Here is a 23,376-nt window from a genome sequence, read left to right on the forward strand (position 1 = left end):
GGGAGGATGCCATGCCGCATACCCTGGTGCCCAGTGATCGCGTCGAGCACGCGAACGTCTACGGACGAGACGGCGCAAAACTCGGCACGATCGAACGACTGATGCTGGACAAGGTGCGCGGAACCGTCGCGTATGCCGTGATAAGAACCGGCGGGCTGCTCGCCACCCATCACCATTATCCGGTGCGGTGGGACGCCCTCAGGTTTGATCCCGCGCGCCAGGCCTTCGTGGTCGAGCTGACGCTGGACGATTTGCGCGCCGGCCCGTCCGAGTTCGACGAAGACGGCTTCGACTGGGGCGACCGCTCAAAATCGTACCCGCATCCGCATTATTGGACGGTGTAGAGCGAGGGCGAGCGGCGCGTTACTGCAAAGGGACGCCCGGGGCACCGGCCGGCCGCGCTACCGCAGCTTGCGCACGTGAATATTGATGTCGAGGTCGATGCTGTTGACGCAAGTTTGCTCGGTACGGTGAGAGCCTCCCGCGTGCCATGGCCCGTTACGCGGATTGGCATTTCTGACGTCGGCAAGCCGCAGGCACCGCCACTGCGGCAGCTTGCCGCTGCTTGGTCCGGCAAATTGCCACGCCAGCACGACTTCCTCACCACGCTTGTTGAGACCCAGGATATGCGGGCACAATTCGCGATGGCGGCCTTCATAGGTGCAGACCACCTGCTGTTCGGCCAGGATCGCATTGCGGAATAAGGTGTAAATCGGGCTAGGCACGGGCCTAACCTGCTAAGCGGAAATTGGCGTCAATTCGAATACCCGGCCATGCTTTGCGGCTTCCGCGATTTCACCTCTGCGCAACGCCAGCCGGACTGCATCAAGCTTCTGTGCATCTTCCAAGGAAAGGTATGGCGACCACCCGGTATCGTCCTCGATGAGCTCAACCGGGACTTCTGCCGCATAGCGGCCTTCGTGAATGAGTTTGATGGTTTTTCGGAGCATCATTTCTTCCGTCGCATGAAGTTAGATGACCATCGCTCTTGGTCGGGTCGGTATGCCGTGACTAGTACCGCAGGTTCCGATTGATCCTTGGGGATTGCCCAAACCACATGAACCGGCCTCCGAAAAGTGTCCCACTGTAGAACGAGAACGCTAGGTCCTCGCATTGCCGCCGGATAATCCTCGACAACAACAGCGGTATCGATACCAGTCAGTACCTCAGTTACCGATATATCATCCTTGGCGAGTTCGTCATAGCCGTGATCGGAAATGCGGAGCAAACTCCGCGTCACGAGAGCCTGAATCTGAGTGAGCGTATCGCTCAAATGGCTCTCCTCACGTCTGGTTGTCTACTCCGCCGCCTCACTCGCCCCGCTACTCTTCCTCGGCTTCCCCGCCGCCCGCTTCAGCACCGGCTCCAGGAACTTGCCGGTGTAACTCCTTGGCGCCTTTACGATGTCCTCGGGCGGGCCCCAGGCGACGATTTCGCCGCCGCCGTCGCCGCCTTCGGGGCCGAGGTCGATGACCCAGTCGGCGGTCTTGATGACTTCGAGGTTGTGCTCGATCACGACCACCGTGTTGCCCTGCGACACCAGCTCGTGCAGCACTTCCAGCAGTTTCGCGACGTCGTGGAAGTGCAGGCCCGTGGTGGGCTCGTCCAGGATGTAGAGCGTGCGTCCTGTCGCGCGCTTTGACAGTTCTTTTGCCAGCTTGACGCGCTGGGCTTCGCCGCCGGACAGCGTCGTGGCCTGCTGGCCGACATGGATGTAGTCGAGGCCGACGCGGTGCAGGGTTTTAAAAGTTTCGCGGACGCGCGGGACGGCCTTGAAGAATTCGGCGGCTTCTTCCACCGTCATGTCGAGCACGTCGGCGATGCTCTTGCCCTTGAACAGGACTTCCAGCGTCTCGCGGTTGTAGCGCTTGCCCTTGCAGGCGTCACAGGTGACGTAGACGTCGGGCAGGAAGTGCATCTCGATCTTGATGACGCCGTCGCCCTGGCAGGCCTCGCAGCGGCCGCCCTTGACGTTGAAGGAGAAGCGCCCGGGCTCGTAGCCGCGCGCCTTGGCTTCGGGCAGGCCGGCGAACCATTCGCGGATCGGCGTGAAGGCGCCGGTATAGGTCGCAGGGTTGGAACGCGGGGTGCGGCCGATCGGCGACTGGTCGATGTCGATGATCTTGTCGATATGCTCCAGCCCCTCGATGCGGTCGTGCGGCGCGGCGCCCTCGCTGGCGTTGTTGAGTTTTCGCGCGATCGCCTTGTAGAGCGTGTCGATCAGCAGCGTCGACTTGCCGCCGCCGGAGACGCCGGTAACGGCGGTGAACAGGCCGAGCGGAATTTCCGCCGAGACGTTTTTCAGATTGTTGCCGCGGGCGTTGATGACCTTGATGGTGCGGCGATGGTTCGGTGGCTTGCGCTCGGGGATCGCCACCGACAATTCGCCGGTGAGATATTTGCCGGTCAGCGACTTCGGATTGGCCATCACCTCGGCGGGCGTGCCCTGCGCGACGATGTGGCCGCCATGCATGCCGGCGCCGGGGCCTATGTCGAGCACGAAATCGGCCAGCCGAATGGCGTCCTCGTCATGCTCGACCACGATCACGGTGTTGCCGAGGTCGCGCAGCCGCTTCAGCGTTTCCAATAGCCGCGCATTGTCGCGCTGGTGCAGGCCGATTGAAGGTTCATCCAGCACATAGAGCACGCCCGTAAGACCCGAGCCGATCTGGGAGGCGAGGCGGATGCGCTGGCTTTCGCCGCCGCTGAGCGTGCCGGACGAACGCGACAGCGTCAGGTAATTGAGGCCGACGTCGAGCAGGAACGACAACCGCTCGCGGATCTCCTTCAGCACGCGGATGGCGATCTCGTTCTGCTGGGCGTTGAGCGCCTTGGGCACGCTCTCGAACCATTCGCCGGCGCGGCGCACCGAGAGTTCGCTGATCTCGCCGATATGCTTGCCGCCGATCTTGACGCACAGGGCCTCCGGCTTCAGCCGGTAGCCGTGGCAGCCTTCGCAGGGGATGTCGGAGAAATACTTTGCCAGCTCCTCGCGCGCCCATTCGCTCTCGGTCTCGCGAAAACGGCGGTTGAGGTTGGTGATGACGCCCTCGAACGGTTTCTTGGTGTCGTAGGAGCGCACCCCGTCCTCATAAGAGAACTTGATCTCGTCGTCGCCGGAGCCGTGCAGGATCGCTGCCTGGGTCTTCTTCGGCAGGTCCTTCCACTTGGTGTCGAGCGTGAACTTGTAGAACTTGCCGAGCGCGGTCAGCGTCTGGATGTAATAGGGCGAGGACGATTTGGACCAGGGCGCGATCGCGCCCTTGCGCAAGGTCAGCTCCTTGTCGGGGATGACGAGGTCCTCGTCGATATGCTGCTCGACGCCGAGGCCGCCGCAGGCCGGGCAGGCGCCATAGGGGTTGTTGAACGAGAACAGCCGGGGCTCGATCTCGGGAATGGTGAAGCCGGATACCGGACAGGCGAATTTCTCCGAGAACAGAATCCGTTCCGGGCCGCTCTTGTCGTGGATCTTTGCGGTCTTCTTGTCGGACTTCTTTTCCTCGGCAGCCGCGGGCGCGTCGGCGTATTCGATGACCGCCAACCCTTCGGCCAGTTTCAGCGCGGTCTCAAAGCTTTCGGCGAGGCGCTGGCCGATGTCGGGGCGGACCACGATGCGATCGACGACGACGTCGATGTCGTGCGGGAATTTCTTGTCGAGCGTGGGCGCCTCGGCGAGCTCATGGAAGCTGCCGTCGATCTTGACGCGCTGAAAGCCCTTCTTGAGGTATTCGGCGAGCTCCTTCTTGTATTCGCCCTTGCGGCCGCGCGCGACCGGCGCCAGCAGATAGAGCCTGGTGCCTTCCGGCAGCGCCAGCACGCGGTCGACCATCTGCGACACCAGCTGGCTCTCGATCGGCAGGCCCGTCGCGGGCGAATAGGGCACGCCGACGCGCGCCCATAGCAGGCGCATGTAGTCGTAGATCTCGGTGACGGTGCCAACGGTCGAGCGCGGGTTCTTCGACGTCGTCTTCTGCTCGATCGAGATCGCCGGCGACAGGCCGTCGATCTGGTCCACATCCGGCTTCTGCATCATCTCGAGGAATTGGCGCGCATAGGCCGAGAGCGACTCGACGTAGCGGCGCTGGCCCTCGGCATAGATGGTGTCGAAGGCGAGCGAGGATTTGCCGGAGCCGGACAAGCCCGTGAACACCGCGAGCTTGTCGCGGGGAATCTCGACGTCGATGTTTTTCAGATTGTGCTCGCGCGCGCCGCGGATCGTAATCGCGCGCGTTCCCGAGCCGGCGTTGGTTTGGCGCTTCGCCCTCAGCACTTCATCCATATCGGCATTTCCAGGCGCGTGGAGGCGCGCCACGTTGGGCGCGCATGGCCAGGGAAGACCTAGGCCGGGCGCCGATGGCAGAAAGCTGGAACGTAGGAAGAACGGCGCGGGATTTCCAGTGCTCGCAGCGAGCCATCAACGGTTTGTTTTGCAAGGAGTTGCCTGGGAACTGCAATGGCAGCAGGTGGCAGCGGAGCGGCCGACAAACCGCAAACAAAAAGGCCGGCGCGAGGCCGGCCTTTTCAATATTCCGTTTTGGATTTTAGCGAAGCTCAGTACTTCGCGATGACCGGGCCGCCCCAGCGATAGTTGACGCGGACGGTGACGACGTCGACGTCCTGGCTGATGCGGTCGGTGCGGCTCGCAGCGCCCGCAGCGAACAGCAGGCCAGTCGATGACAGTCCGACGTCACGGTGACCAAGGAACATGTGGTTGTATTCGACGCCAGCCGACCAGTTCGGGGCGAAGCCGTACTCGAGGCCGACACCAACCGTTCCACCCCAGCGGGTTTCCCTGGCGCTGTCGAATGCCAAGCCAGCAAGCGTGTAGCCGGCGTATTTGTCGCTCGTCACGGCAGCGCCGCCCTTCACATAGAGCAGCGCATTGTTCCAGGCGTAGCCGATCTGGCCGGTGAACAAGCCGAAGGCCTCGACCTTCGATTCATTGCGCGCGATGAGCTGGAGGCTCGAGTTCGAACCCTTGAAATCAGCCCAGTTGCCCTGAGCTTCCAGGCCGAACACCCAAGCGCTCGACTGCCAGCGATATCCGATCTGGCCACCGGCGGTGCCGCCGCTTGCATCATGGCAGCCTTCGTTGAGGGCCGGCGCAACCGCAACGCCGAGGAAGCTGTTCATGTCCCAGCACTTGCGGCTCGAACCCCAACCACCGTTGGCGCCGATGTAGAAGCCGCTCCAGTCGTAGATGGCCACGACCATCGGGGGCGCCTTGGTGTAAGGACGCGCAGCGAGATCAGCCGCAGCAGCGGGAGCCGCAAAGGCAACGAGAGCAACAGTACCAAGCAAAAACTTCTTCATTTCAAAAGTCCCCAGTCCTTGTTCGCTTCTCGTTGGTCCCGAAGCGTTTCGTCCAAGACGCGAGCGCCGCGCCGTTGGGTAGATTCATACGCTAGCTCAACCGGAAATGCCGTCTCTGAAATGCAACACTCGCGGGCGAAGTGAGGGCGATTCAAGGTAATGATTTGTTCAGAAAATCCGCCGCGCAACTCTGGCTGGACGCGGCCCCCGGGCACGCAGCAAATACCGAAATACCGGCAGGGTGTGGATGACCTGAGGTTGCGCAGAACAAAACTGGAACAATACCTCGGGCGATGCTATATGTGGATAACCGCTGGATTGCCGAGGGATCGCTAAGTCGGGGCGGCCATCGGGCGTATAGGGTCGTCTCAAATGTCCCTGATGTGGATGAGGCGGCCAATCGGGCGGCCCGTGCCGGCCGATCGCAGCGGTGGCGCAGCAGTTTTTTGGTACCGATTTTGAGTGGAGAGCGACGATGGCGGGAAGCGTGAACAAGGTGATCCTGGTCGGAAACCTCGGCAAGGATCCGGAAATCCGGCGGACACAGGACGGGCGGCCGATCGCCAATCTGAGCATCGCGACCTCGGAAACCTGGCGCGACAAGGGTACCGGCGAGCGCAAGGAAAAGACCGAGTGGCACCGCGTGGTGATCTTCAATGAAGGGCTCTGCAAGGTCGCCGAGCAGTACCTGAAGAAGGGCGCCAAGGTTTACATCGAGGGCGCGCTGCAGACCCGCAAATGGACCGACCAGAGCGGGGTCGAGAAATACTCGACCGAAGTGGTGCTGCAGGGCTTCAATTCGACCCTGACCATGCTCGACGGCCGCTCCGGCGGCGGGGGTGGCAGTTTTGGCTCCGACGATTCCAGCGGCGATTTTGGCGGTGGCCAGGCCACTTCCGCGCCGCGCCGCGCGGTCGCCGCCGGCACCGGGCGCAACAACGACATGGACGACGATATCCCGTTCTAAGGTGAAGGCCTCCGTCGGGAGGGTGCTCTAACCGGATCGTCTTGCCTGGGTGGAGCGCGAAGCAGTTCTTCGCGTCAGATTTCCCGCGCATCCGCATATCTTGCGTAGCAACGAAGCCGTGATGGTCGGGACAAGCCCGGCCACGGCGGAATCGTGCGCTTCTAAGGGGTTGGCGGCAATTTTTGAGGCGGGACGATAGCCCGTTGATCCGGTGGTGGAAGTGCGCTGCCATCAACTTGACACTGGAAAGATTTAACTTGACGGTGGAAAGATTGCTGCAAGGATGGGCCGCATGACGCGAAGGCTCGTTTGACCGGGTCCCGCAACGATCCCGGAGTTTCAAATGTCGCTCGCGCCACTGCTGGAGGCTGCTCCCGCGATCCCGCTTCATGCCTTTGCGGCCATGGCGGCGTTCGCGCTGGGCGTGGTCCAGTTCGCGGCCCCGAAGGGAACGCTGCCGCACCGGACGCTGGGCTGGATCTGGGTCGGCCTGATGGCCGTTGTCGCGATCTCCTCGTTCTGGATCCACGAGATCAGGTTGCTGGGTCCCTGGAGCCCGATCCATCTGCTGTCGATCTTCACGCCGATCATGCTGGCGCTCGGCGTCTGGTACGCCCGCCGGCACAAGGTCCGTGGCCACAAGATCACGATGATCTCGATCTTTGCCGGCGCGCTGGTGGTTGCGGGGCTGTTCACCTTCGTTCCCGGGCGGATCATGCACGCGGTGGTTTTCGGCCAATAGGCGAAGCAGGGAACACCGGTTTCGACGAGGCAAATTTCATCCCGGAGACGGCCGCATCGGTGCCCTGGAAATGGCTGGCGCGCTGGCTTGCCAGAAAGGCGCCGCGGGTCCTGTAAGTCCATGAAAAAACGAAGGGAAAAACAGCTGGCCGGGAGCGGCTTGGGGTGGTTAAAAGCCCCCCGATACGCTATATGATTCCCAGCCTAGAACTGACCGGATCCCCCTTTGTCTGACAACGATGAGAACAAGCCCGGCGAGCCGCCGGTGCCTTCCGATATTCGTCCCGTTTCCATTCTGGACGAGATGAAGCGCTCCTACCTCGATTACGCCATGAGCGTGATCGTGGCGCGTGCGCTGCCGGATGCCCGCGACGGCCTCAAGCCGGTGCACCGCCGCATTCTGTACTCGATGTACGAGCAGGGGCACACGCCGGACAAGAAATACGTCAAATCCGCGCGCGTCGTCGGTGACGTGATCGGTAAATATCATCCGCACGGCGACCAGTCGATTTACGACGCGATGGTCCGGATGGCGCAGGAATTCTCCATGCGCGTGCCGCTGATCGACGGGCAGGGGAACTTCGGCTCGGTCGATGGCGATCCCCCGGCAGCCTACCGGTATACCGAAGCGCGCCTGACGAAATCGGCGCTCGCCGTGCTCGGCGACATCGACAAGGACACTGTCGACTTCCAGGCCAACTACGACAATTCGGAGAGAGAGCCGTCGGTTCTGCCGGCCAAGTTCCCGAACCTGCTGGTCAACGGTGCCGGCGGCATCGCCGTCGGCATGGCGACCAACATCCCCCCGCACAATCTCGGCGAAGTCATCGACGCCTGCACGGCGCTGATCGACAACCCCGCGCTCGGGATCGACGACCTCATCAACATCGTACCCGGCCCCGATTTTCCGACCGGCGGCATCATCCTCGGCCGCCAGGGCATCCGTTCGGCCTATCACCTCGGCCGCGGCTCGATCGTGATGCGCGGCAAGGTCGCGATCGACACCATCCGCAAGGACCGCGAAGCGATCATCATCACCGAAATTCCCTACCAGGTGAACAAGGCCACCATGGTGGAGCGCATCGCCGAACTGGTGCGCGAGAAGAAGATCGAGGGCGTCTCGGACCTGCGCGATGAATCGTCCCGCGAGGGCCTCCGCGTCGTCGTCGAACTGAAACGCGAAGCGGTGCCGGACGTCGTTCTGAACCAGCTCTATCGCTTCACGCCGCTGCAATCGAATTTCCCGGCCAACATGCTGGCGCTGGATTCCGGCCGCCCGCTGACCATGAACCTGAAGGACCTGCTGACGCTGTTCATCGCGTTCCGCGAGCAGGTCATCACGCGCCGGACCAAGTTCCTGCTCAACAAGGCCCGCGACCGCGCCCACATCCTGGTCGGTCTGGCCATCGCCGTCGCCAATATCGACGAGATCATTCGCGTGATCCGTGCCTCGCCCGATCCCACCACCGCCCGCGACAGCCTGATGGCGCGGGACTGGCCGGCGCGGGATGTCGAGGCGATGATCACCCTGATCGACGATCCCCGGCACCGGATGACCGCTGAAGGTACCGCGCGGCTGTCGTTCGAGCAGGCCAAGGCCATTCTCGACCTCCGCCTGCAGCGCCTGACTGCGCTGGGCCGCGAGGAGATTTCCGAGGAACTGGACAAGCTCGCGGTGGAGATCGCCGACTATCTCGAGATTCTGCGCTCGCGTGCGCGGGTGCAGGCCATCGTCAAGGCCGAGCTCGCCGAGGTGAAGGCCGATTTCGCCACCCCGCGCAAGACCGTCATCATGGAGCAGGAAGACGAGGTCGAGGACGAAGACCTGATCCAGCGCGAAGACATGGTGGTCACGGTCTCGCATGCCGGCTACGTCAAGCGCGTGCCGCTGTCGGCCTACCGGGCGCAGCGCCGCGGCGGCAAGGGCCGCGCCGGCATGCAGACCCGCGACGAGGATTTTGTGAGCCGGCTGTTCGTGGCCTCGACCCATACGCCGGTGCTGTTCTTCTCCTCGCGCGGCCAGGTCTACAAGGAAAAGGTCTGGCGGCTGCCGATGGCGGCGCCGAACGCACGCGGCAAGGCGCTGATCAACATCCTGCCGCTGGAGCAGGGCGAACGCATCACCACCATCATGCCGCTGCCGGAGGATGAATCCTCCTGGGGTAATCTCGACGTGATGTTCGCCACGACAGGCGGCAACGTCCGCCGCAACAAGCTGTCCGACTTCGTCGATGTCCGCCGTTCCGGCATCATCGCCATGAAGCTCGACGAGGGCGAGGCGATCGTCGACGTGCAGATCTGCACCGAGCGCGACGACGTGCTGCTGACGGCCGCCGGCGGCCAGTGCATACGCTTCCCCGTCACCGATGTGCGCGTCTTTACCGGCCGCACCTCGATGGGCGTGCGCGGCATTGCGCTTGCCGAAAACGACAAGCTGATCTCGCTGTCGATCCTGCGCCATGTCGAGACCACCTCGGACGAGCGGTCGGCGTACCAGAAGATGCGCCGCGCGGTGGCCGGCGAGACCGGCACTGAGGAGCCCGCCGATGTCGAGGCCGAGGAAATTTCAGGTACGCTCCAGCTCTCCCAGGAGCGCTATGCCGAAATGTCGGCGCAGGAGCAGGTGGTGCTGACCGTGTCCGTCAACGGCTTCGGCAAGCGCACCTCGTCCTACGAATACCGCACCACGGGGCGCGGCGGCAAAGGCATCGTCGCGATGTCGGTCAACAACCGCAACGGCAAGCTGGTGGCGTCGTTCCCGGTCGAGGATAGCGACCAGATCATGCTGGTGACCGACAAGGGGCAGTTGATCCGCTGTCCGGTCGAGGGCATCCGCATCGCCGGCCGCTCGACGCAAGGCGTGATCGTGTTCGACACCGCCGAGGACGAGCATGTCGTCTCCGTCGAGCATATCGGTGACGACGGCGAGAATGGCGAGAACGGGAATGGCGGCTAGCGCCCTGTCAGGGCGCGGTCTCATTTCAGTGGAGCCGGATTCGGTTTGAGGTGAGCCTGACGGAAGTCGGATTGCTGGACGCTCGTTAGTCGTGTCGGGCGCGCCAGCCTGATGCCGACAAGCGGTATGTCGGTCTGGCAGCTTGCGGGCCTGCCGCGAAGCGGGCCAGCGATCGTTCGTTTCTACACCGGAGAGATTTCAATCCGATAAATTTCCATCTTCTGGCCGATGCCCTTCAAGTTCTCGTAGTCGCGCGACGCCGGTCGTCCTTTGACGATGTCACTGACTCCGGGAGCCTCCATCACCGATTCCGTCAGGCAAATTTCGTTGACGCGGGCGAGACCTTGCACGCGGGCGGCGATGTTCACGTCCTGCCCGAAGTAGTCCATCCGGTCGTTGAGCCTTACGGCGATGGCTCTGCCTCTGTGCACACCGACCTTGAGGCCGAGTGGTCGTGAAGCAGTTTGGTTGAACCGTGACAGTTCTTCGATCATCTCGATTGACGCGAGAACAGCGTCCTTCGGACGCTCGAAGCCAGCCATGACAGCATCGCCGATCGTCTTGACCATGGTACCAGATCGCTCCCGAATGATCTTGTTCAAGATGTCGAAGTGCTGACGCACGAGAAAATAGGCATTCACGTCGCCAACGCTTTCATACAACGGGGTGGAATCCTTTAGATCGGTGAACAGATAGGTGATGTCGGAGACTGCCAGGCTCTCCCGCTCATCCACCAACTGTGTCTTGTAGAGTTCGCCGAAGCACGGGGTGAGCAGCAGCCGCTTGCCGGAAAGAAACGGCTCATATTCGACCAGATGGGGCTCGAACTGGTAGGGGTATTGGAGGAACCAGAAGCGTCCGCGATCGCTCGTGCGGTTCTCGATCTGAATGGTGTGCTTGCCGGGGCTAAGATCGGTCGTCTGTCGAAACGCAAAGCGCCCGTCGCCAAGACTCATTTCTCTCGGCCCAGTCGACCGATCGGGAACTATGAACCGACCCGACTCGAGCCGGACTAGCGTCGCCTGGGGTTCCGCCGGTTCACCGTTCGCAAAGAAAACCAGAAGCAGCTTGTGGCTGAGATCGAGCACCTCGAAACGGCCGGCGGTTACGTCAAATTCGAACCTGCTCTGCTGATTGGCCTCGATATCGGCAAATCCCCGTGAGAGTGCTGCGACGAGTTGCTCGTGCGTCATTCCGTGCGGAGGCTTGAAGTCCTTGGAAAAGTTATAACGCAGGTAGTAGTCCTCCACGGACAGCATCTCAGGATGACGAAATACGATATCGCGGACGGCATTCGAGATCGTAAACGTGACCTGGATGTAGTCGTCGAGCGCCACATCGTTGAGCGCATTGCAGAACTCGCACTGGAAACGTGGGTGGACCTGGTCTAGCTCCCGAAAACTGCCTGCAACCTGCGGGCAATAGGCGCAGGTGAGCAGCCACTGCATCTCGAACAGGCCGACTTTCGCGGCGTACACAAATAGCTCGATTCCTTCGGACTCACATAGGCCGTTAGCTGTCGCGTATTTAATAGGATTGACGCGAAAGAGATCATAGTCGCCGGCGGTGCGAACAAATCGCTCAAGGTCCGAAAGGATATGCGGCGTCCAGCTCGCTATTGAGTCCAGCTCAGTGAGGCGTTGCTTCAGAAGGCTGTCATTGACTAGCGATAGCTCGTTCATCTTGCCACCTCATGGCGAAAGGGCGCGGTTACATCCGCCAATGACCCAACTCGGACACTGCAGTCGCGTGCGTCGACGAGTTGCTTGTTCCGGCAGAGACCACATGAAGTCGCGTTGTCGGGTTATCGAACAATCCAGTCAGCGCTGCTTCGGTGCTCGAAGCGCGTACAGCCTTTGATAGATCATCGGCTCCGGTATCCAATCAAGCAAGGTGTATCCAAGTGGCAGCTTGATCAGGCCGGCGATAACTCGAGATGAAGGCGGATGCCAGTAGACGGACAGGTTATGAAGTCTGAGGGGAGCGAACCCCAGAGCCGTGAACTCGTACATCAATCGCTTGTGACCGAAGTGTCTTCTGTAGTCGACGATTGGACCCGAAAGCAAAAGTATCTTGCCGGAGTGCTCTCTGGCGACCTTCTCCAAAAACGCTTCCCGCTCCGGCAGGGACAGATAGTAGACGCATTCGAGGGCTGCGATCACGTCGTACCCCTCGAATGAGGCTTGCAAGAAATCAGCGCTTTCAAATCGGGCATTTGGCAGGCTTAGCGATTTGGCGCGAGCGATTGCTACGTCGCTGATGTCGATGCCAACCACCGATCGTGCTTTGTCAAAGATAGCTTGCGTCAAGTGGCCTTCGCCGCAGCCGAGTTCAAGAACGGATTTGTCCCGGATGAATGGCTTCAGGCATCGGCGCAACACCTTGTCCCTGAATTGCGCGTGGGAAATATGCCAGGGGTCAGGGGTCGCGTAAAAGAGATTGAAATCTGCAGCCGTTCGCATGGCTGGTTTCCGCTTGGTTGAAAGACGAGCAATATTCCCAGTCGCCAAGAACCAAATGTCTGTGGCGCGTTGGCGAGATACCGGTGCTTAAAACCTTGCCTTTGGCGGCAGTGCCTATTGCATGCTCACCCGTTCGCGCCATCGCGCTTCGAAAGTATCAAAGTCCTTCAGTGCCCAGGCTTGGGCGTCCAATGGATTGCCGGACTTCTCTGTGGCTGCGGTTGTAACTTTTGCGGCGGAAACGGGTTGCGGGGATGCTTCCTTGGGCCATTCCAGCAACGCTTTCGACAGCATGGGCTTGCCTTCGTACCAGCACTTTCGTCCATCGATCAGACGATAGGACCACCAGCGCCCGTGCGTATTTGACGGCGTCGCGGCGCTGCATTGTTGTTTGGCCTGCGCGTCTGGCATCCCAACTGGCAAGAACGTAGCAATCCAAACGGCCAGGGCGATTGGTGGGAGTTTCCTCATTTGCGCGCCTGTTGCTGCAAGCGGCTTACAGCGACCACCAAATCGGGGCGGCCGAGAACTTCCACCAAGCTGTCGAGGATAGTTTCATTGTTCTGCGGCCAGGGCCGAAGGTAATCTTCCAGTATGCGTTGTGCTTCGCTAATTGCCTGAACTGTCAATTGTTGATCGGTCATGTCTTCTTACCCATCAAACAAAACGCGCCCCAGAAAAAGCGGAGCGGAAAATCAAGACGCTTTTGGGAAATATCCCCGTTATTCTGCCTTATTCGATCAATTTTTGTTTCAATGTGGAACCTCGGTGCTCAACCTCGGCGGCCTCGACCGGCGGATGACTACGTGAAGGCGATCGCACTGAAGTCGATTGAGACCAGCAGCATGTCCGTGACGGGTCTGCGATCGGGACCGCGAGCGTAAGCGCGCCGCATGCTCGGAAGGCGAATACCGCCGGCTTCGATATGCGCAGACGTGAGTTGCGCGGCCGGAAAGCCGCCCGCGATGTTCACGCTGTAATCATGACGGCGCAGCATCATGTCCTCGCCGAAGAAGAAGTCCTGCACCATGCAGTGGGTTTCCATCCAGCCGGGGAAGCGGGCGCGCAGCACGCGCCAGGTCTCGGGCCCCTCGCGCCAGGGCTCGGTCTCTTCGACACGGACCCCATCCATCGCCAGCAGGAATGGCGTCGTCAGATATGTCCACACGGCTTCGCCGTTGAAGTAGGCACGGTGCAGCGGATCCCAGGGTGAGTGCATCTGATGGGCGGCGAACGAATCCCGAGGCGCGTATCGCTCGGCGACCAGCGTACCGTCGAGCTTCTCGATGGCGATCCGATCCGGCGTGAACATGGTCCGCTGATCGGGAGCCCCGAACGGCGTGACGGACGAGCGCTCCTCATGCAGCCACACGGTCATGCGCCGCGGATTGCTATCCTGCAACAGGCCTTTGAGGGGAAAGAGGCCGCCGCCCGTGACCATGGTGGCCTCGACCTTATTGTATCTTTGCCAGCGCTCCAGACCGCCGTGCGCATCGAGAACTTTCGCAAGCAGCTCGTTCATGGCTTTCGTCTCCAATCCTCAAGAGAAATCAGTCAGGATCAGGCCGACGTTCGGTCTGGTTAGGCGGTCGGCGTTGGTTGCCGATATATGTGGGCGCGCCGGTGACGAGGGCGGCGTGCCCCGGGGTAGCCGTGCTCGTGGACATACCGCTTTGTGCGGCTAAGTTACGCCGTCCGACCTTGCCGCGATATGACAGATTGAGAGCTATCCTCGCGAATGGTGGAAGCGGATTCGATGGAATGCCTGGTGACGCTGCGGCATTCCAGAGCCTGGTTCCACCGCACCAAACTTTCGCCAAAGGTCGCCGCTAACTCGACCGCCGGCTGGTGGTCGATCAAGGTGGAACTCAGTCATGTCGGCATATCCGAGCGTCACGATCGATGTCGAACCGCGTCACCCAAAAGTCGCGGAAAGCCGTGTAGAGAGTGCGGGCCGATCCGATCTCGGCAGCGTCCTTGTCGCCGCACTTTACGCTGCGCTCGTCGTTCCCTTGATGACGGGGTGGTTGTATTTGCTCGGTCTGTCGTTCTGGAAGCTCATGATCTGGATGATTGCTTGATCATGTCCGATTGTCTGTCCGGCCCCCTCAGGCCCTGCGCGCGGAGCACATGAGATGCTGGACGTCCTTGCTATTCTGGTTTTGCTCGGGGTGGCTTACGCTGCTGGATATTATACGCGTGACCGCATGTCCCGAAAACGGCGTGAGAGCGCCCGCAGATGGAAGAACTACGTAGAGGCGGGACGGCCGCGCCCTGCGAATACCAACCAGGCTCCTACCAAACAGGCGCATGGCGATCTGGCTCAAATGCTGAGCCGCTGGGACGACAGGGCCCGAGCGCGTCGATCGCAGCAATGATCCTTCCCTAAAACGGATGCGGCTTCCTGAAACGCCGAAGTCCTCGGGGGGGCATCCCGAGGACTTCAAATCAGAGCAATCTGACGACTAAATTGGTGGGATCGACGAGCCTTATGGGGTGCGGTCGGCGGTAACCAGGCGAGCTTCCCGGATCAACGACTTGGAACCGGCGGCGCGAAGGCAGGAGGCCTCGAAATTCGGCCAAGCCTGCTGCGAGCAATCCTTGCCGACGGTGCGGATGTCGAGGCGGTCACCCTTCGCAAGCGCCTGCGGCACGCTGGCTTCAACCGAGGGGGCAAAACCGGGCAAAATGGTCAATGCGGTGGCGATCAGCGCGGCAAAGGTGATTGCGGTAAGTGCCTTGATCATGACGGTCCCCTGTCATGGGCCGTTCGGCCCGTCGTTTCGTTGGATGGATGTGTACCCAGGCGGCGTTTCCGGGTGTCTTCGCCAAGCCCGAAAATGGTTTCGTCCGGGCCGAGTTTTGTTTCGTCGCCCAGGTGGGACGAAACATTGCCGGCTCGCCTAAGCAGACGCGCCGACCCCAAAAGTGGTTCATTGGCCGATCCCAAATAAAAAGGCGGGTCTGCGGGGAACCGGAGCGGTTTCGAGCGAAGCCTGCGCCGGGCTCGATCCGGGGTGGGTACCGGTAGCCGTGAAGAAAACGCGTCAAAACAACAAACTGGCCCGCTTGCCGGGCCGCCCGGGGCGGGTTAGGAGGGTTCTATGCCCCGTATCGCGCTCTATCCCGGCTCTTTTGACCCCGTCACCAACGGCCATCTGGACGTGGTCCAGCATGCCGTCACCCTGTGCGACCATCTGATCGTCGCCGTTGCCATCAATCCCGGCAAAAAATCGCTGTTTTCGACCGAAGAACGCCTGGAGATGCTCAAGGCGGTCTGCGCGCCGATCGCCAAGAAAGCCGGTTGCACCTTCGAGACAAGCACCTATGACAATCTGACGGTCACGGCGGCCCGGGCGGCCGGCGCCAGCATCATGATTCGGGGCCTGCGGGACGGCACCGACCTGGACTATGAGATGCAGATCGCCGGCATGAACCAGACCATGGCGCCTGAGGTGCATACGGTGTTCGTCCCGGCGTCCCCCGCGGTCCGCCCGATCACCGCCACACTGGTGCGCCAAATCGCGGGCATGGGCGGCGACTTCTCCGCGTTCGTGCCGCCCTCGATCGCAGCCAAGCTCAAGGCCAAATTCGCCGGCTAGCGCGCCTCGCGCGCTCCCAACGCCTTACTCATTCGATCCCGGAGTTTTCATGATCCGCATTCTTGCTTTTGTCGCCGCGCTGATTTGCGCGGCTCCCGCGATCGCCCAGCCGCTGCCGGCCAATCTCGACAAGGCCAATGCGGTCGTGATCGACACGACGAAAGGCCGCATCGTGATCAAGCTGCGGGCCGACCTCGCGCCCCAGCATGCCGAGCGCATCAAGCAGCTCGCACGCGAGGGCTATTACAACAACGTGCCGTTCCATCGCGTGATGGACGGCTTCATGGCGCAGACCGGCGACGGCCAGAACTTCAACGGCACCGGCGGCTCGAAATATCCGAACCTAAAGCAGGAGTTCTCCAAGGTGCCGTTCACCCGCGGCATCGTCGGCATGGCGCGGCGCGGCGACAGCGTCGATACCGCGAACTCGCAGTTCTTCATCATGTTCGCGGAAGGCTCGAGCCTGAACGGCCAGTACACCGTGATCGGCGAGGTCGTGTCCGGCATGGATGTCGTCGACAAGCTGAAAAAGGCGCCGCCGGGATCGCAAGGTGGCAGCGTCACCGACCCAGACAAGATGGTGAAGGTGCAAGTCGCATCCGACATCAAGTGAGCGATGACAACGTCGCGCAGCAAGCCGCTCCTCGGGTTTGCCGCGCTGCTGTTGTGCCTGGCATCGACGGTGCCGGCCTCGGCACAACCGGTGCAACTCGACACGCTCAAGGACATCTTTGTGCGGCTGCATTCGTGCTGGAAGCCGCCGCCGCTGTCGCAAGCCAACCCGATCGACATCACCGTGGTCGTCAGCTTCAACCGCGCCGGCGCCATTCTCGGCCAGCCCAAGATTACCTATGAATCGGAACACGCCAGCGATAACGACCGGCTCAAATACCGCATCGCGGTGATGGAAACATTGCAACGCTGTACGCCGTTGCCATTTACCGAGGGACTGGGCGGTGCCGTTGCCGGCCGGCCTCTGGCGATCCCTTTTCGAACCCGCAAACGTCCACCCAAACCTGATGAGAGAAGAGCATGGCAGCCACAGAAAATACTTTGATCCTTGAGACCACGCAGGGTCCCGTCACCATCGAGATGCGCCCGGATCTGGCGCCGGGCCATGTCGCCCGCATCAAGGAACTGGTGCGCGAAGGGTTTTACGACGGCATCGTGTTCCATCGCGTGATCGAGGGCTTCATGGCGCAGACCGGTTGCCCGCACGGCACCGGCACCGGCGGTTCCGGCAAGAAGCTGAAGGCCGAATTCAACAAGGAGCCGCACGTGCGCGGCACCACCTCGATGGCGCGCGCGGCGAGCCCGGATTCCGGCGACAGCCAGTTCTTCATCTGCTTCGACGACGCGTCCTTCCTCAACGGCCAGTACACGGTCTGGGGCAAGGTCACGGACGGTATGGAGAACGTCGACAAGATCAAGCGCGGCGAGCCGGTGCAGAACCCAGACAAGATCGTCAAGGCCACGATGGCGGCCGACGCGGGCTGATCATCAGCCGTCATTCCGAAGGCCGTGCGAAAGCACGGCAATCCGGAATCTCGAGATTCCACAATGCGCAATTGCGCATTGTGGTTCGCATCTGACGTCCCTGGGTTACGCTGGAGCGCATTGCGCCATGCGCACCGATCTCTTCGACTTCGAACTGCCCCCCGCCAACATCGCGCTGCGACCGGCGAGCCCGCGCGATTCAGCGCGGATGCTGGTGGTGCAGCCGGACGGCGTGTTGCACGACCGGGCCGTGGCCGAACTGCCGGACTGGCTGCAGCCAGGCGACCAGCTTGTCGTGAACGATACCAAGGTCATTTCGGCTCAGCTTAGGGGACGCCGCATCGGTCGCGAGACCGAACCGAAGATCGAGGCAACACTGATCAAGCGGCTCGACGGCTCGCGCTGGCGGGCGCTGGTCAAGCCGGCCAAGAAGCTGGCGCCGGGCGACGTGGTGCGCTTCGGCAATGAAGGCAAGGTCTGCCTGCTCGGCCATCTCGATGCCGAGGTCGAGGCGAAGGGCGAGGAGGGCGAGATCACGCTGTCGTTCTCGTTTCATGGACCCACGCTCGATCAGGCGATCGCCGACCTCGGTACGCCGCCATTGCCGCCCTACATCGCTTCCAAGCGCACGCCTGACGATCGCGATGCTGCCGATTACCAGACCATGTTCGCGGCCAATGAAGGGGCGGTCGCGGCACCCACCGCAGGGCTGCATTTCACGCCGGCGCTGGAGGCGGCGCTGCGCGAGCGCGGCGTCGGACTGCATCGGATAACGCTGCATGTCGGGGCAGGGACCTTCCTGCCGGTCAAGGTGGAAGAAACGTCGGAACACCGGATGCATGCCGAATGGGGCTTGATCTCGGCCGAGACAGCCACCGCCTTGAATGCCGCCCGCGCCAAAGGCGGCCGCATCGTCGCGGTCGGGACCACATCGTTGCGGCTGCTCGAAAGCGCGGCCGCCGAGGACGGCACCATCCAGCCGTTTGGCGCGGAGACCGCGATCTTCATCACGCCGGGCTATCGCTTTCGCGCGGTCGATATTTTGCTGACCAACTTCCATTTGCCGCGCTCGACACTGTTCATGCTGGTGTCGGCGTTCAGCGGTTTGGAGACGATGAAGCAGGCCTATGCGCACGCCATCGCCGGCGGCTACCGGTTCTATTCCTATGGCGATGCGTGCCTGTTGTTTCGCGCGCGGGAGTGATCGACGCTCTTGTTTTTTTTGACGCGTTTTCTTTACGCGAACCGGTATCCACTTCGCTCGAAAACGCTTTAGCTTAGCTTCGCTCGACGGCGCGCTCGAGCTTCTTGCTCAAGAACCAGGACAGGCCGAGGAACACGACCAGCAGCGCGAAGGCCACGCCGGAGGAAGCATCGCTCATCATTTTCTCCGAGACCTGACCGAAAGCGTAGCCGGCCGAGACCACCGTGCACGACCACAGTCCCGCCGCGACGAAATTGAACGCCAGGAAAGTAGACCAGGGCAGTTGCGATATTCCATACGCAAAGCCCGCGACGCCGCGAATGCCGTGCGGAAAACGATGGAACAGGATCATCCAGGCATAGTGACGGTCGGCCAGTCGGGCTGCGATCTGGACGGCACGTTCCAGCCTCGGAAACGATCCGAGCCAGCGTGTGCCATAACGCCGCCCGATCCAGAACCGGATCACGTCACCTGTGAAGGTGCCGAGCCAGCAAACCATGATCAGCGTGCCGAAATTCAGTGCGCCCGCATGCGCGGCGTAGCCCGCGAACAGCGTTAGCAGCAGGCTGTGCGAGGCCGCATAAGCAAACAAGAGACTGTAGGCCGCATCGCCGTGCTGGCGGATGAGATCGAGAAACGATGCGAGATCGGTCGGAAACAGCAAATCAGCCCCGCTTTGACGACTATCCCCCGGTGACACGTCCTGTCGTCGCCGGGGGACCAGCCCAAACGCTACTACGCTGCGGGAGCATTTGAAAGCAAAAGGCAGGCCGGGTTTATGGGCATATTCGCGCAGGGCGTAGGGTGGCCAGAACGCAGCGAACCCACCGACACATGTGCGCTGTGGCGTGCCCAGGGGCGCAGGAAACGCGCCACCACTGCGGTCTGTCGGTCTTTCATAGGTCGATCAACGCGGCTCGCTCGGCTTGTCCCGCTCCCGGCCTTCGGCGGCTTGAGCGGCGCATTCATCCATGCCGTGGCATTTGCTCTTGTAATAATAGTACCCCGATCCGGCTATCGCGCAGATCAAGACCAGCCCAAGGAGATACGCCCAGCTTCGCTTCGGCATCGTCAGCCTTCAAGTTCGGTAGCGATCGCGAACTTTACCAACGATTCGCCGTGAAGCCAGCAGGCGCGACGCACTCCTCATCGATGTCAGGAGTTTCCCATTTCCGGCGACGCAAGGAAGGCGCGTCAACTCGACGGCATGCGATCGGTCAAAGCCAGGGTTCTTGCAAATGCTCCTGTTGCAGCGCGCGTTGAACCGCAGGTCTGGCCAGAATGCGATTCAAGTACGGCCCGACATGGGGCCAGCTTGCTCCCGGACGCGGCATTCCACGTGACCATCGACACAGGGTCAGCGCACACGCGTCAACTGCCGAGTAAGCATCACCCAACAGCCACGGGCCGCCGTGAGCTTCGAGCGCACCGTCGAGCAAATCGAACAAGCCATACACCTTCTGTTCAGCACACGTTCGCAACTCGGGGAACATGGCTGGATCGTTGGCCCATTTATGGGGATGCAGATACATCGACAATGCTGGCTGTAACGTACTCGAGGACCACAACAGCCACTTGTAAAAGTGTGCGCGTTCGCCAGTCCCTATGGCCGGAGCCAGCTCACAACCCGGATGGGTATCGACCAAATGCAGGCAGATAGCTGCGGATTCGTACAAGACCAGGTCATCCTGCACGAGGACCGGGATCAAACCGTTTGGATTCAGTCGGAGATGATCGGGTCCCTTGTGCGCGCCGCCGCTCAGATTGACGAAAATGAGCTGGTACGGAGCCCCGATTTCTTCGAGCAATATGTGCGGAACGAGGCTGATGAATCCGGGATAGTAGTAAAGCCGTATCATCAGCGATCTCCTCGCGCACAAAAGCGTGGGGTCGGTTAGCGGCGTCTAACCTACCCCACGCGTTCACGTCACGCCATCGCGCGCTGCGGCAACAGCTCCGCAATCTGGACCGCGTTCAGCGCGGCGCCCTTCAACAGCTGGTCCGCCGAGACGAACATCGCGATCGAATGGCCTGTGGGATCACTGAGATCCTTGCGGATGCGGCCGACCAACACGTCGTCCTGGCCTGACGCGTCGATCGGCATCGGGAAGTAATTCTTCGCCCGATCGTCCACGATCTTCACGCCCGGCGCCTTCGACAGGATCGCGCGGACGTCGTCTTCCGAGATCGGGCGCTCGCATTCGAAAGTGATGGCCTCGCAATGCGCGCGCAGCACCGGTACCCGCACGCAGGTGACGCCGATCGCGATCTTCTCGTCCTCGAAAATCTTCCGCGTCTCCTTGATGACCTTGGTCTCTTCGTCGTTGTAGCCGGTGTCAGGATCGATCGCGGTGTTGTGGCTGAACACGTTGAAGGCGTAGGGGAGCGGGATCACCTTTGGCGTGAACGGCCGTCCCTCGAGGCTGGCGCGGGTCGATTCCTTCAGTTCCTCCATCGCCGCCGCACCGGCGCCGCTGGCGGCCTGATAGGTCGAGATGATCATGCGCTTGATGCGGTTTTGCCGGTGGATCGGCCACAGCGGCACCAGCGCCGTGATCGCCGAGCAGTTGGGGTTGGCGATGATGCCCTTGTGGTCGCGGATGCGGTCCGCGTTGATCTCGGGAATGACCAGCGGCACATCCGGGTCCATCCGGAAGGCGGACGAGTTGTCGACCACGACCGCGCCCGACTTCACCGCGATCGGCGCATACTTCTTCGAAATGCTGCCGCCGGCCGAGAACAGGGCGATGTCGACGCCGTGGAAGGAGTGCGGGGTGAGCTCTTCGATCACCACCTGCTCGCCGCGGAAGTTGATGGTCTGGCCGGCCGAGCGCGCGCTTGCCAGCGCCTTCAGCTTGCCGACGCGGAAATTGCGCTTGTCCATGGTGGCGATGAATTCGGCCCCGACGGCGCCGGTCACGCCGACAATGGCCACTACTGGATCGTTGCTCAAGTTCGTCTTTCCTTTGGTTTGAGTAAGCTGCAGGCAATAAAAAAAGCCCCGGTCCTTTTCAGGCGGGGCTTCGGTTCAGATGATGCGATCGTCAGGTTACGCGCGCACGGCTCCCGAGCCCCCCAAGGGTGCTTTGGTTTTTGCGGTGCGTTTGGTGGTCGCGTTCATGGGGCGGACTTATGCGGGAGACTTGTGCCGCCGTCAACGGGTTTTGGAGCGAAAATCGGCCCAAACGGGGCCGAATGGCCTGTTGAACAGGGCGCGTCTGTTACGCCATAAGCTCACCCATGGACGTACCCAATCATTTCGAACTGCTCGGCACCGATGGCCAGGCCCGGCTCGGCCGGCTCTCCACCCCCCACGGCGTGGTGCGTACGCCGGCCTTCATGCCGGTCGGCACCGCGGGCGCGATGAAGGGCATGCACTGGCGCGAGGTACGCGATGCCGGCGCCGATATCGTGCTCGGCAATACCTATCATCTGATGCTGCGGCCGGGGGCCGAGCGGATCGCAGCCCTTGGTGGCTTGCAGAAGTTCACCGGCTGGCAGGGGCCGATGCTGACCGATTCCGGCGGCTTCCAGGTGATGTCGCTTTCAGAGCTGCGCAAGGTGACCGAGCACGCCGTGACCTTCCGCTCGCATATCGACGGCGCCAAGGTCGAACTGTCGCCGGAACGATCGATCGAGGTGCAGCGGCTGCTCGGCTCTGATATCGCCATGCAGATGGACGAATGCGTGCGGCTGCCGGCTGAACGTGCCGACATCGAACGCGCGATGCAGCTTTCGTTGCGCTGGGCCGAGCGCTCAAAGCGCGCCTTCGAGAGTGCGCCTTCCGGCTACATGCTGTTCGGCATCGTGCAGGGTGGCGACGTGCCCGGGCTGCGACACGCCAGTGCGCGCGGACTGGTAGAGATCGGGTTCCACGGCTACGCGATCGGCGGCCTTGCGGTCGGCGAACCCCAGGCGGTGATGCTGGCCATGATCGAGGAGACCGCGCCCCGGCTTCCGCAGGATCGTCCGCGCTATCTGATGGGCGTCGGCACGCCCGAGGATCTGCTGGAGGCGGTGGCGCGCGGCATCGACATGTTCGACTGCGTGATGCCGACCCGTAACGGCCGGCACGGCATGGCGTTTACGCGCTTCGGCCAGATCAACCTGCGCAATGCCCGCCACGCCGACGATCCGAGGCCGCTGGACGAGGAGAGCACGTGGCCGGTGACGTGCGAATACTCGCGCGCCTACCTGCATCATCTGGTGCGGTCGGGCGAGACCCTGGGTGCCATGCTGCTGTCGGAAATCAATATCGCGTACTATCAGAGTCTGATGCAGGGCATGCGGGACGCGATCGGCAACGGAAGCTTTGAAGCGTTCAAAATACAAACGCGCGCCGAATGGGCGCGCGGTGACATTGCTCCGAGGTAAGGGACCTCAGTTACAGGCGAACCTCCGGATCGAATGCTTGGTCACGAAGCCGTAACCGCAGGTATCGCAGGTCCAGAGATAACCGATGACGTTGTCATACATGTAGGCGGAAGCTTCCGCGGCCACCATGGAATCCGCACATACCGGGCAGGTCGGTAAATCACAGCCACGCGGGTCGGGCCTAGACGCGACGGACAGGACTTCAGCAACTGCTGGCATCGTGACCTCCTGGCGATCTGAAGCGGAAGCTCAACTCACGA

General features: G+C 61.8%; 27 protein-coding genes. 11 read left to right on the forward strand and 16 right to left on the reverse strand.

What is annotated here, in order from left to right; genetic code table 11:
* Positions 1-11: 11 nt before the first annotated feature.
* A complete protein-coding gene (locus JQ641_RS15005; protein WP_211996731.1) occupies positions 12-344 on the forward strand; it encodes a PRC-barrel domain-containing protein in 333 nt (110 codons plus the stop codon).
* Between the two features lie 57 nt (positions 345-401).
* Here the strand turns inward: JQ641_RS15005 and JQ641_RS15010 are convergent, their stop codons facing one another.
* From JQ641_RS15010 to JQ641_RS15030, 5 genes are all read right to left on the reverse strand, one after another.
* Complete coding sequence (locus JQ641_RS15010) at positions 402-725, reverse strand: hypothetical protein (RefSeq protein ID WP_211996732.1); 324 nt, start codon at positions 723-725, stop codon at positions 402-404.
* Between the two features lie 12 nt (positions 726-737).
* The gene (locus JQ641_RS15015; protein WP_211996733.1) at positions 738-950 is read right to left on the reverse strand and encodes a hypothetical protein; all 213 of its coding nucleotides are present in this window, start codon (positions 948-950) and stop codon (positions 738-740) included.
* Positions 950-1,240 (reverse strand): DUF4258 domain-containing protein, encoded by a 291-nt coding sequence (locus tag JQ641_RS38865; RefSeq protein ID WP_502754965.1) that lies wholly within the window; start codon positions 1,238-1,240, stop codon positions 950-952. Before JQ641_RS38865 ends, JQ641_RS15015 begins: the two co-directional genes overlap by 1 nt.
* 57 nt (positions 1,241-1,297) lie before the next feature.
* Positions 1,298-4,279 (reverse strand): excinuclease ABC subunit UvrA, encoded by a 2,982-nt coding sequence (gene uvrA / locus JQ641_RS15025; RefSeq protein ID WP_211996735.1) that lies wholly within the window; start codon positions 4,277-4,279, stop codon positions 1,298-1,300.
* 272 nt (positions 4,280-4,551) lie between these two features.
* Positions 4,552-5,313, reverse strand: a complete 762-nt coding sequence (locus JQ641_RS15030; RefSeq protein WP_211996736.1) for an outer membrane protein — start codon at positions 5,311-5,313, stop codon at positions 4,552-4,554.
* A 475-nt stretch (positions 5,314-5,788) separates the two neighbouring features.
* Between JQ641_RS15030 and JQ641_RS15035 the strand changes: the two genes are divergently transcribed.
* The 3 genes from JQ641_RS15035 to gyrA all read left to right on the forward strand — a co-directional run bounded on the left by JQ641_RS15035 (position 5,789) and on the right by gyrA (position 9,977).
* Complete coding sequence (locus JQ641_RS15035) at positions 5,789-6,280, forward strand: single-stranded DNA-binding protein (protein WP_211996737.1); 492 nt, start codon at positions 5,789-5,791, stop codon at positions 6,278-6,280.
* A 343-nt stretch (positions 6,281-6,623) separates the two neighbouring features.
* Positions 6,624-7,022 (forward strand): DUF2306 domain-containing protein, encoded by a 399-nt coding sequence (locus JQ641_RS15040; protein ID WP_211996738.1) that lies wholly within the window; start codon positions 6,624-6,626, stop codon positions 7,020-7,022.
* Between the two features lie 225 nt (positions 7,023-7,247).
* Complete coding sequence (gene gyrA / locus JQ641_RS15045) at positions 7,248-9,977, forward strand: DNA gyrase subunit A (protein WP_211996739.1); 2,730 nt, start codon at positions 7,248-7,250, stop codon at positions 9,975-9,977.
* 182 nt (positions 9,978-10,159) lie between these two features.
* Here the strand turns inward: gyrA and JQ641_RS15050 are convergent, their stop codons facing one another.
* The 5 genes from JQ641_RS15050 to JQ641_RS15070 form a co-directional block, all read right to left on the reverse strand.
* Entirely contained in the window at positions 10,160-11,659 is a 1,500-nt protein-coding gene (locus JQ641_RS15050) for an adenylate/guanylate cyclase domain-containing protein (protein WP_211996740.1), read from the reverse strand.
* Between the two features lie 138 nt (positions 11,660-11,797).
* Entirely contained in the window at positions 11,798-12,439 is a 642-nt protein-coding gene (locus tag JQ641_RS15055; protein WP_211996741.1) for a class I SAM-dependent methyltransferase, read from the reverse strand.
* Between the two features lie 114 nt (positions 12,440-12,553).
* The gene (locus tag JQ641_RS15060) at positions 12,554-12,910 is read right to left on the reverse strand and encodes a hypothetical protein (protein WP_249150456.1); all 357 of its coding nucleotides are present in this window, start codon (positions 12,908-12,910) and stop codon (positions 12,554-12,556) included.
* Positions 12,907-13,083 (reverse strand): hypothetical protein, encoded by a 177-nt coding sequence (locus tag JQ641_RS15065; RefSeq protein WP_211996742.1) that lies wholly within the window; start codon positions 13,081-13,083, stop codon positions 12,907-12,909. Before JQ641_RS15065 ends, JQ641_RS15060 begins: the two co-directional genes overlap by 4 nt.
* A 158-nt stretch (positions 13,084-13,241) precedes the next feature.
* The gene (locus JQ641_RS15070) at positions 13,242-13,961 is read right to left on the reverse strand and encodes a hypothetical protein (protein WP_211996743.1); all 720 of its coding nucleotides are present in this window, start codon (positions 13,959-13,961) and stop codon (positions 13,242-13,244) included.
* A 352-nt stretch (positions 13,962-14,313) separates the two neighbouring features.
* Here JQ641_RS15070 and JQ641_RS15075 point away from each other — a divergent pair, with 352 nt between their 5' ends.
* A complete protein-coding gene (locus JQ641_RS15075) occupies positions 14,314-14,520 on the forward strand; it encodes a hypothetical protein (protein WP_211996744.1) in 207 nt (68 codons plus the stop codon).
* Positions 14,521-14,928: 408 nt separating this feature from the next.
* Here JQ641_RS15075 and JQ641_RS15080 read toward each other — a convergent pair whose 3' ends face one another.
* Positions 14,929-15,186, reverse strand: coding sequence for a hypothetical protein (locus JQ641_RS15080; RefSeq protein WP_192736099.1), 258 nt, complete (start codon positions 15,184-15,186; stop codon positions 14,929-14,931).
* A gap of 357 nt (positions 15,187-15,543) precedes the next feature.
* On the opposite strand from JQ641_RS15080, the gene coaD reads away from it, so the two are divergent.
* The 5 genes from coaD to queA all read left to right on the forward strand — a co-directional run bounded on the left by coaD (position 15,544) and on the right by queA (position 18,742).
* Positions 15,544-16,041 carry a pantetheine-phosphate adenylyltransferase gene (gene coaD, locus JQ641_RS15085; protein WP_211996745.1) on the forward strand — a complete coding sequence of 166 codons (498 nt, stop codon included), beginning with the start codon at positions 15,544-15,546 and terminating at the stop codon, positions 16,039-16,041.
* Between the two features lie 49 nt (positions 16,042-16,090).
* The gene (locus JQ641_RS15090) at positions 16,091-16,654 is read left to right on the forward strand and encodes a peptidylprolyl isomerase (protein WP_192736097.1); all 564 of its coding nucleotides are present in this window, start codon (positions 16,091-16,093) and stop codon (positions 16,652-16,654) included.
* A gap of 3 nt (positions 16,655-16,657) precedes the next feature.
* A complete protein-coding gene (locus JQ641_RS15095; protein WP_211996746.1) occupies positions 16,658-17,098 on the forward strand; it encodes a UCP034077 family protein in 441 nt (146 codons plus the stop codon).
* Positions 17,074-17,538, forward strand: a complete 465-nt coding sequence (locus JQ641_RS15100) for a peptidylprolyl isomerase (protein WP_211996747.1) — start codon at positions 17,074-17,076, stop codon at positions 17,536-17,538. The genes JQ641_RS15095 and JQ641_RS15100 overlap by 25 nt, the downstream gene beginning before the upstream one ends.
* Positions 17,539-17,665: 127 nt before the next feature.
* Positions 17,666-18,742 (forward strand): tRNA preQ1(34) S-adenosylmethionine ribosyltransferase-isomerase QueA, encoded by a 1,077-nt coding sequence (gene queA, locus JQ641_RS15105; protein WP_211996748.1) that lies wholly within the window; start codon positions 17,666-17,668, stop codon positions 18,740-18,742.
* Between the two features lie 73 nt (positions 18,743-18,815).
* On the opposite strand, the gene JQ641_RS15110 is transcribed toward queA, so the two are convergent.
* The 4 genes from JQ641_RS15110 to JQ641_RS15125 form a co-directional block, all read right to left on the reverse strand.
* Positions 18,816-19,406 (reverse strand): DedA family protein, encoded by a 591-nt coding sequence (locus JQ641_RS15110; protein ID WP_211996749.1) that lies wholly within the window; start codon positions 19,404-19,406, stop codon positions 18,816-18,818.
* Between the two features lie 243 nt (positions 19,407-19,649).
* The gene (locus JQ641_RS15115) at positions 19,650-19,811 is read right to left on the reverse strand and encodes a hypothetical protein (RefSeq protein WP_211996750.1); all 162 of its coding nucleotides are present in this window, start codon (positions 19,809-19,811) and stop codon (positions 19,650-19,652) included.
* A 148-nt stretch (positions 19,812-19,959) separates the two neighbouring features.
* Positions 19,960-20,601, reverse strand: coding sequence for a glutathione S-transferase family protein (locus JQ641_RS15120; protein WP_211996751.1), 642 nt, complete (start codon positions 20,599-20,601; stop codon positions 19,960-19,962).
* Between the two features lie 68 nt (positions 20,602-20,669).
* A complete protein-coding gene (locus JQ641_RS15125) occupies positions 20,670-21,695 on the reverse strand; it encodes an aspartate-semialdehyde dehydrogenase (RefSeq protein ID WP_211996752.1) in 1,026 nt (341 codons plus the stop codon).
* Positions 21,696-21,982: 287 nt separating this feature from the next.
* Here JQ641_RS15125 and tgt point away from each other — a divergent pair, with 287 nt between their 5' ends.
* Entirely contained in the window at positions 21,983-23,116 is a 1,134-nt protein-coding gene (tgt, locus tag JQ641_RS15130; protein WP_211996753.1) for a tRNA guanosine(34) transglycosylase Tgt, read from the forward strand.
* A 6-nt stretch (positions 23,117-23,122) separates the two neighbouring features.
* Here the strand turns inward: tgt and JQ641_RS15135 are convergent, their stop codons facing one another.
* Positions 23,123-23,335, reverse strand: a complete 213-nt coding sequence (locus tag JQ641_RS15135) for a hypothetical protein (RefSeq protein WP_192736088.1) — start codon at positions 23,333-23,335, stop codon at positions 23,123-23,125.
* Between the last annotated feature and the right edge of the window lie 41 nt (positions 23,336-23,376).

Source organism: Bradyrhizobium sp. JYMT SZCCT0180, assembly GCF_018130165.1.
GTDB lineage: Bacteria > Pseudomonadota > Alphaproteobacteria > Rhizobiales > Xanthobacteraceae > Bradyrhizobium.

Coding starts and splice junctions, on each gene's coding strand:
- JQ641_RS15005 (WP_211996731.1), top strand. CDS start 12: ATGCCGCATACCCTGGTGCCCAGTGATCGCGTCGAGCACGCGAACGTC.
- JQ641_RS15015 (WP_211996733.1), bottom strand. CDS start 950: ATGCTCCGAAAAACCATCAAACTCATTCACGAAGGCCGCTATGCGGCA.
- uvrA (WP_211996735.1), bottom strand. CDS start 4,279: ATGGATGAAGTGCTGAGGGCGAAGCGCCAAACCAACGCCGGCTCGGGA.
- JQ641_RS15030 (WP_211996736.1), bottom strand. CDS start 5,313: ATGAAGAAGTTTTTGCTTGGTACTGTTGCTCTCGTTGCCTTTGCGGCT.
- JQ641_RS15035 (WP_211996737.1), top strand. CDS start 5,789: ATGGCGGGAAGCGTGAACAAGGTGATCCTGGTCGGAAACCTCGGCAAG.
- JQ641_RS15040 (WP_211996738.1), top strand. CDS start 6,624: ATGTCGCTCGCGCCACTGCTGGAGGCTGCTCCCGCGATCCCGCTTCAT.
- JQ641_RS15050 (WP_211996740.1), bottom strand. CDS start 11,659: ATGAACGAGCTATCGCTAGTCAATGACAGCCTTCTGAAGCAACGCCTC.
- JQ641_RS15055 (WP_211996741.1), bottom strand. CDS start 12,439: ATGCGAACGGCTGCAGATTTCAATCTCTTTTACGCGACCCCTGACCCC.
- JQ641_RS15060 (WP_249150456.1), bottom strand. CDS start 12,910: ATGAGGAAACTCCCACCAATCGCCCTGGCCGTTTGGATTGCTACGTTC.
- JQ641_RS15065 (WP_211996742.1), bottom strand. CDS start 13,083: ATGACCGATCAACAATTGACAGTTCAGGCAATTAGCGAAGCACAACGC.
- JQ641_RS15070 (WP_211996743.1), bottom strand. CDS start 13,961: ATGAACGAGCTGCTTGCGAAAGTTCTCGATGCGCACGGCGGTCTGGAG.
- JQ641_RS15075 (WP_211996744.1), top strand. CDS start 14,314: ATGTCGGCATATCCGAGCGTCACGATCGATGTCGAACCGCGTCACCCA.
- JQ641_RS15080 (WP_192736099.1), bottom strand. CDS start 15,186: ATGATCAAGGCACTTACCGCAATCACCTTTGCCGCGCTGATCGCCACC.
- coaD (WP_211996745.1), top strand. CDS start 15,544: ATGCCCCGTATCGCGCTCTATCCCGGCTCTTTTGACCCCGTCACCAAC.
- JQ641_RS15090 (WP_192736097.1), top strand. CDS start 16,091: ATGATCCGCATTCTTGCTTTTGTCGCCGCGCTGATTTGCGCGGCTCCC.
- JQ641_RS15095 (WP_211996746.1), top strand. CDS start 16,658: ATGACAACGTCGCGCAGCAAGCCGCTCCTCGGGTTTGCCGCGCTGCTG.
- JQ641_RS15100 (WP_211996747.1), top strand. CDS start 17,074: ATGGCAGCCACAGAAAATACTTTGATCCTTGAGACCACGCAGGGTCCC.
- queA (WP_211996748.1), top strand. CDS start 17,666: ATGCGCACCGATCTCTTCGACTTCGAACTGCCCCCCGCCAACATCGCG.
- JQ641_RS15115 (WP_211996750.1), bottom strand. CDS start 19,811: ATGCCGAAGCGAAGCTGGGCGTATCTCCTTGGGCTGGTCTTGATCTGC.
- JQ641_RS15120 (WP_211996751.1), bottom strand. CDS start 20,601: ATGATACGGCTTTACTACTATCCCGGATTCATCAGCCTCGTTCCGCAC.
- tgt (WP_211996753.1), top strand. CDS start 21,983: ATGGACGTACCCAATCATTTCGAACTGCTCGGCACCGATGGCCAGGCC.
- JQ641_RS15135 (WP_192736088.1), bottom strand. CDS start 23,335: ATGCCAGCAGTTGCTGAAGTCCTGTCCGTCGCGTCTAGGCCCGACCCG.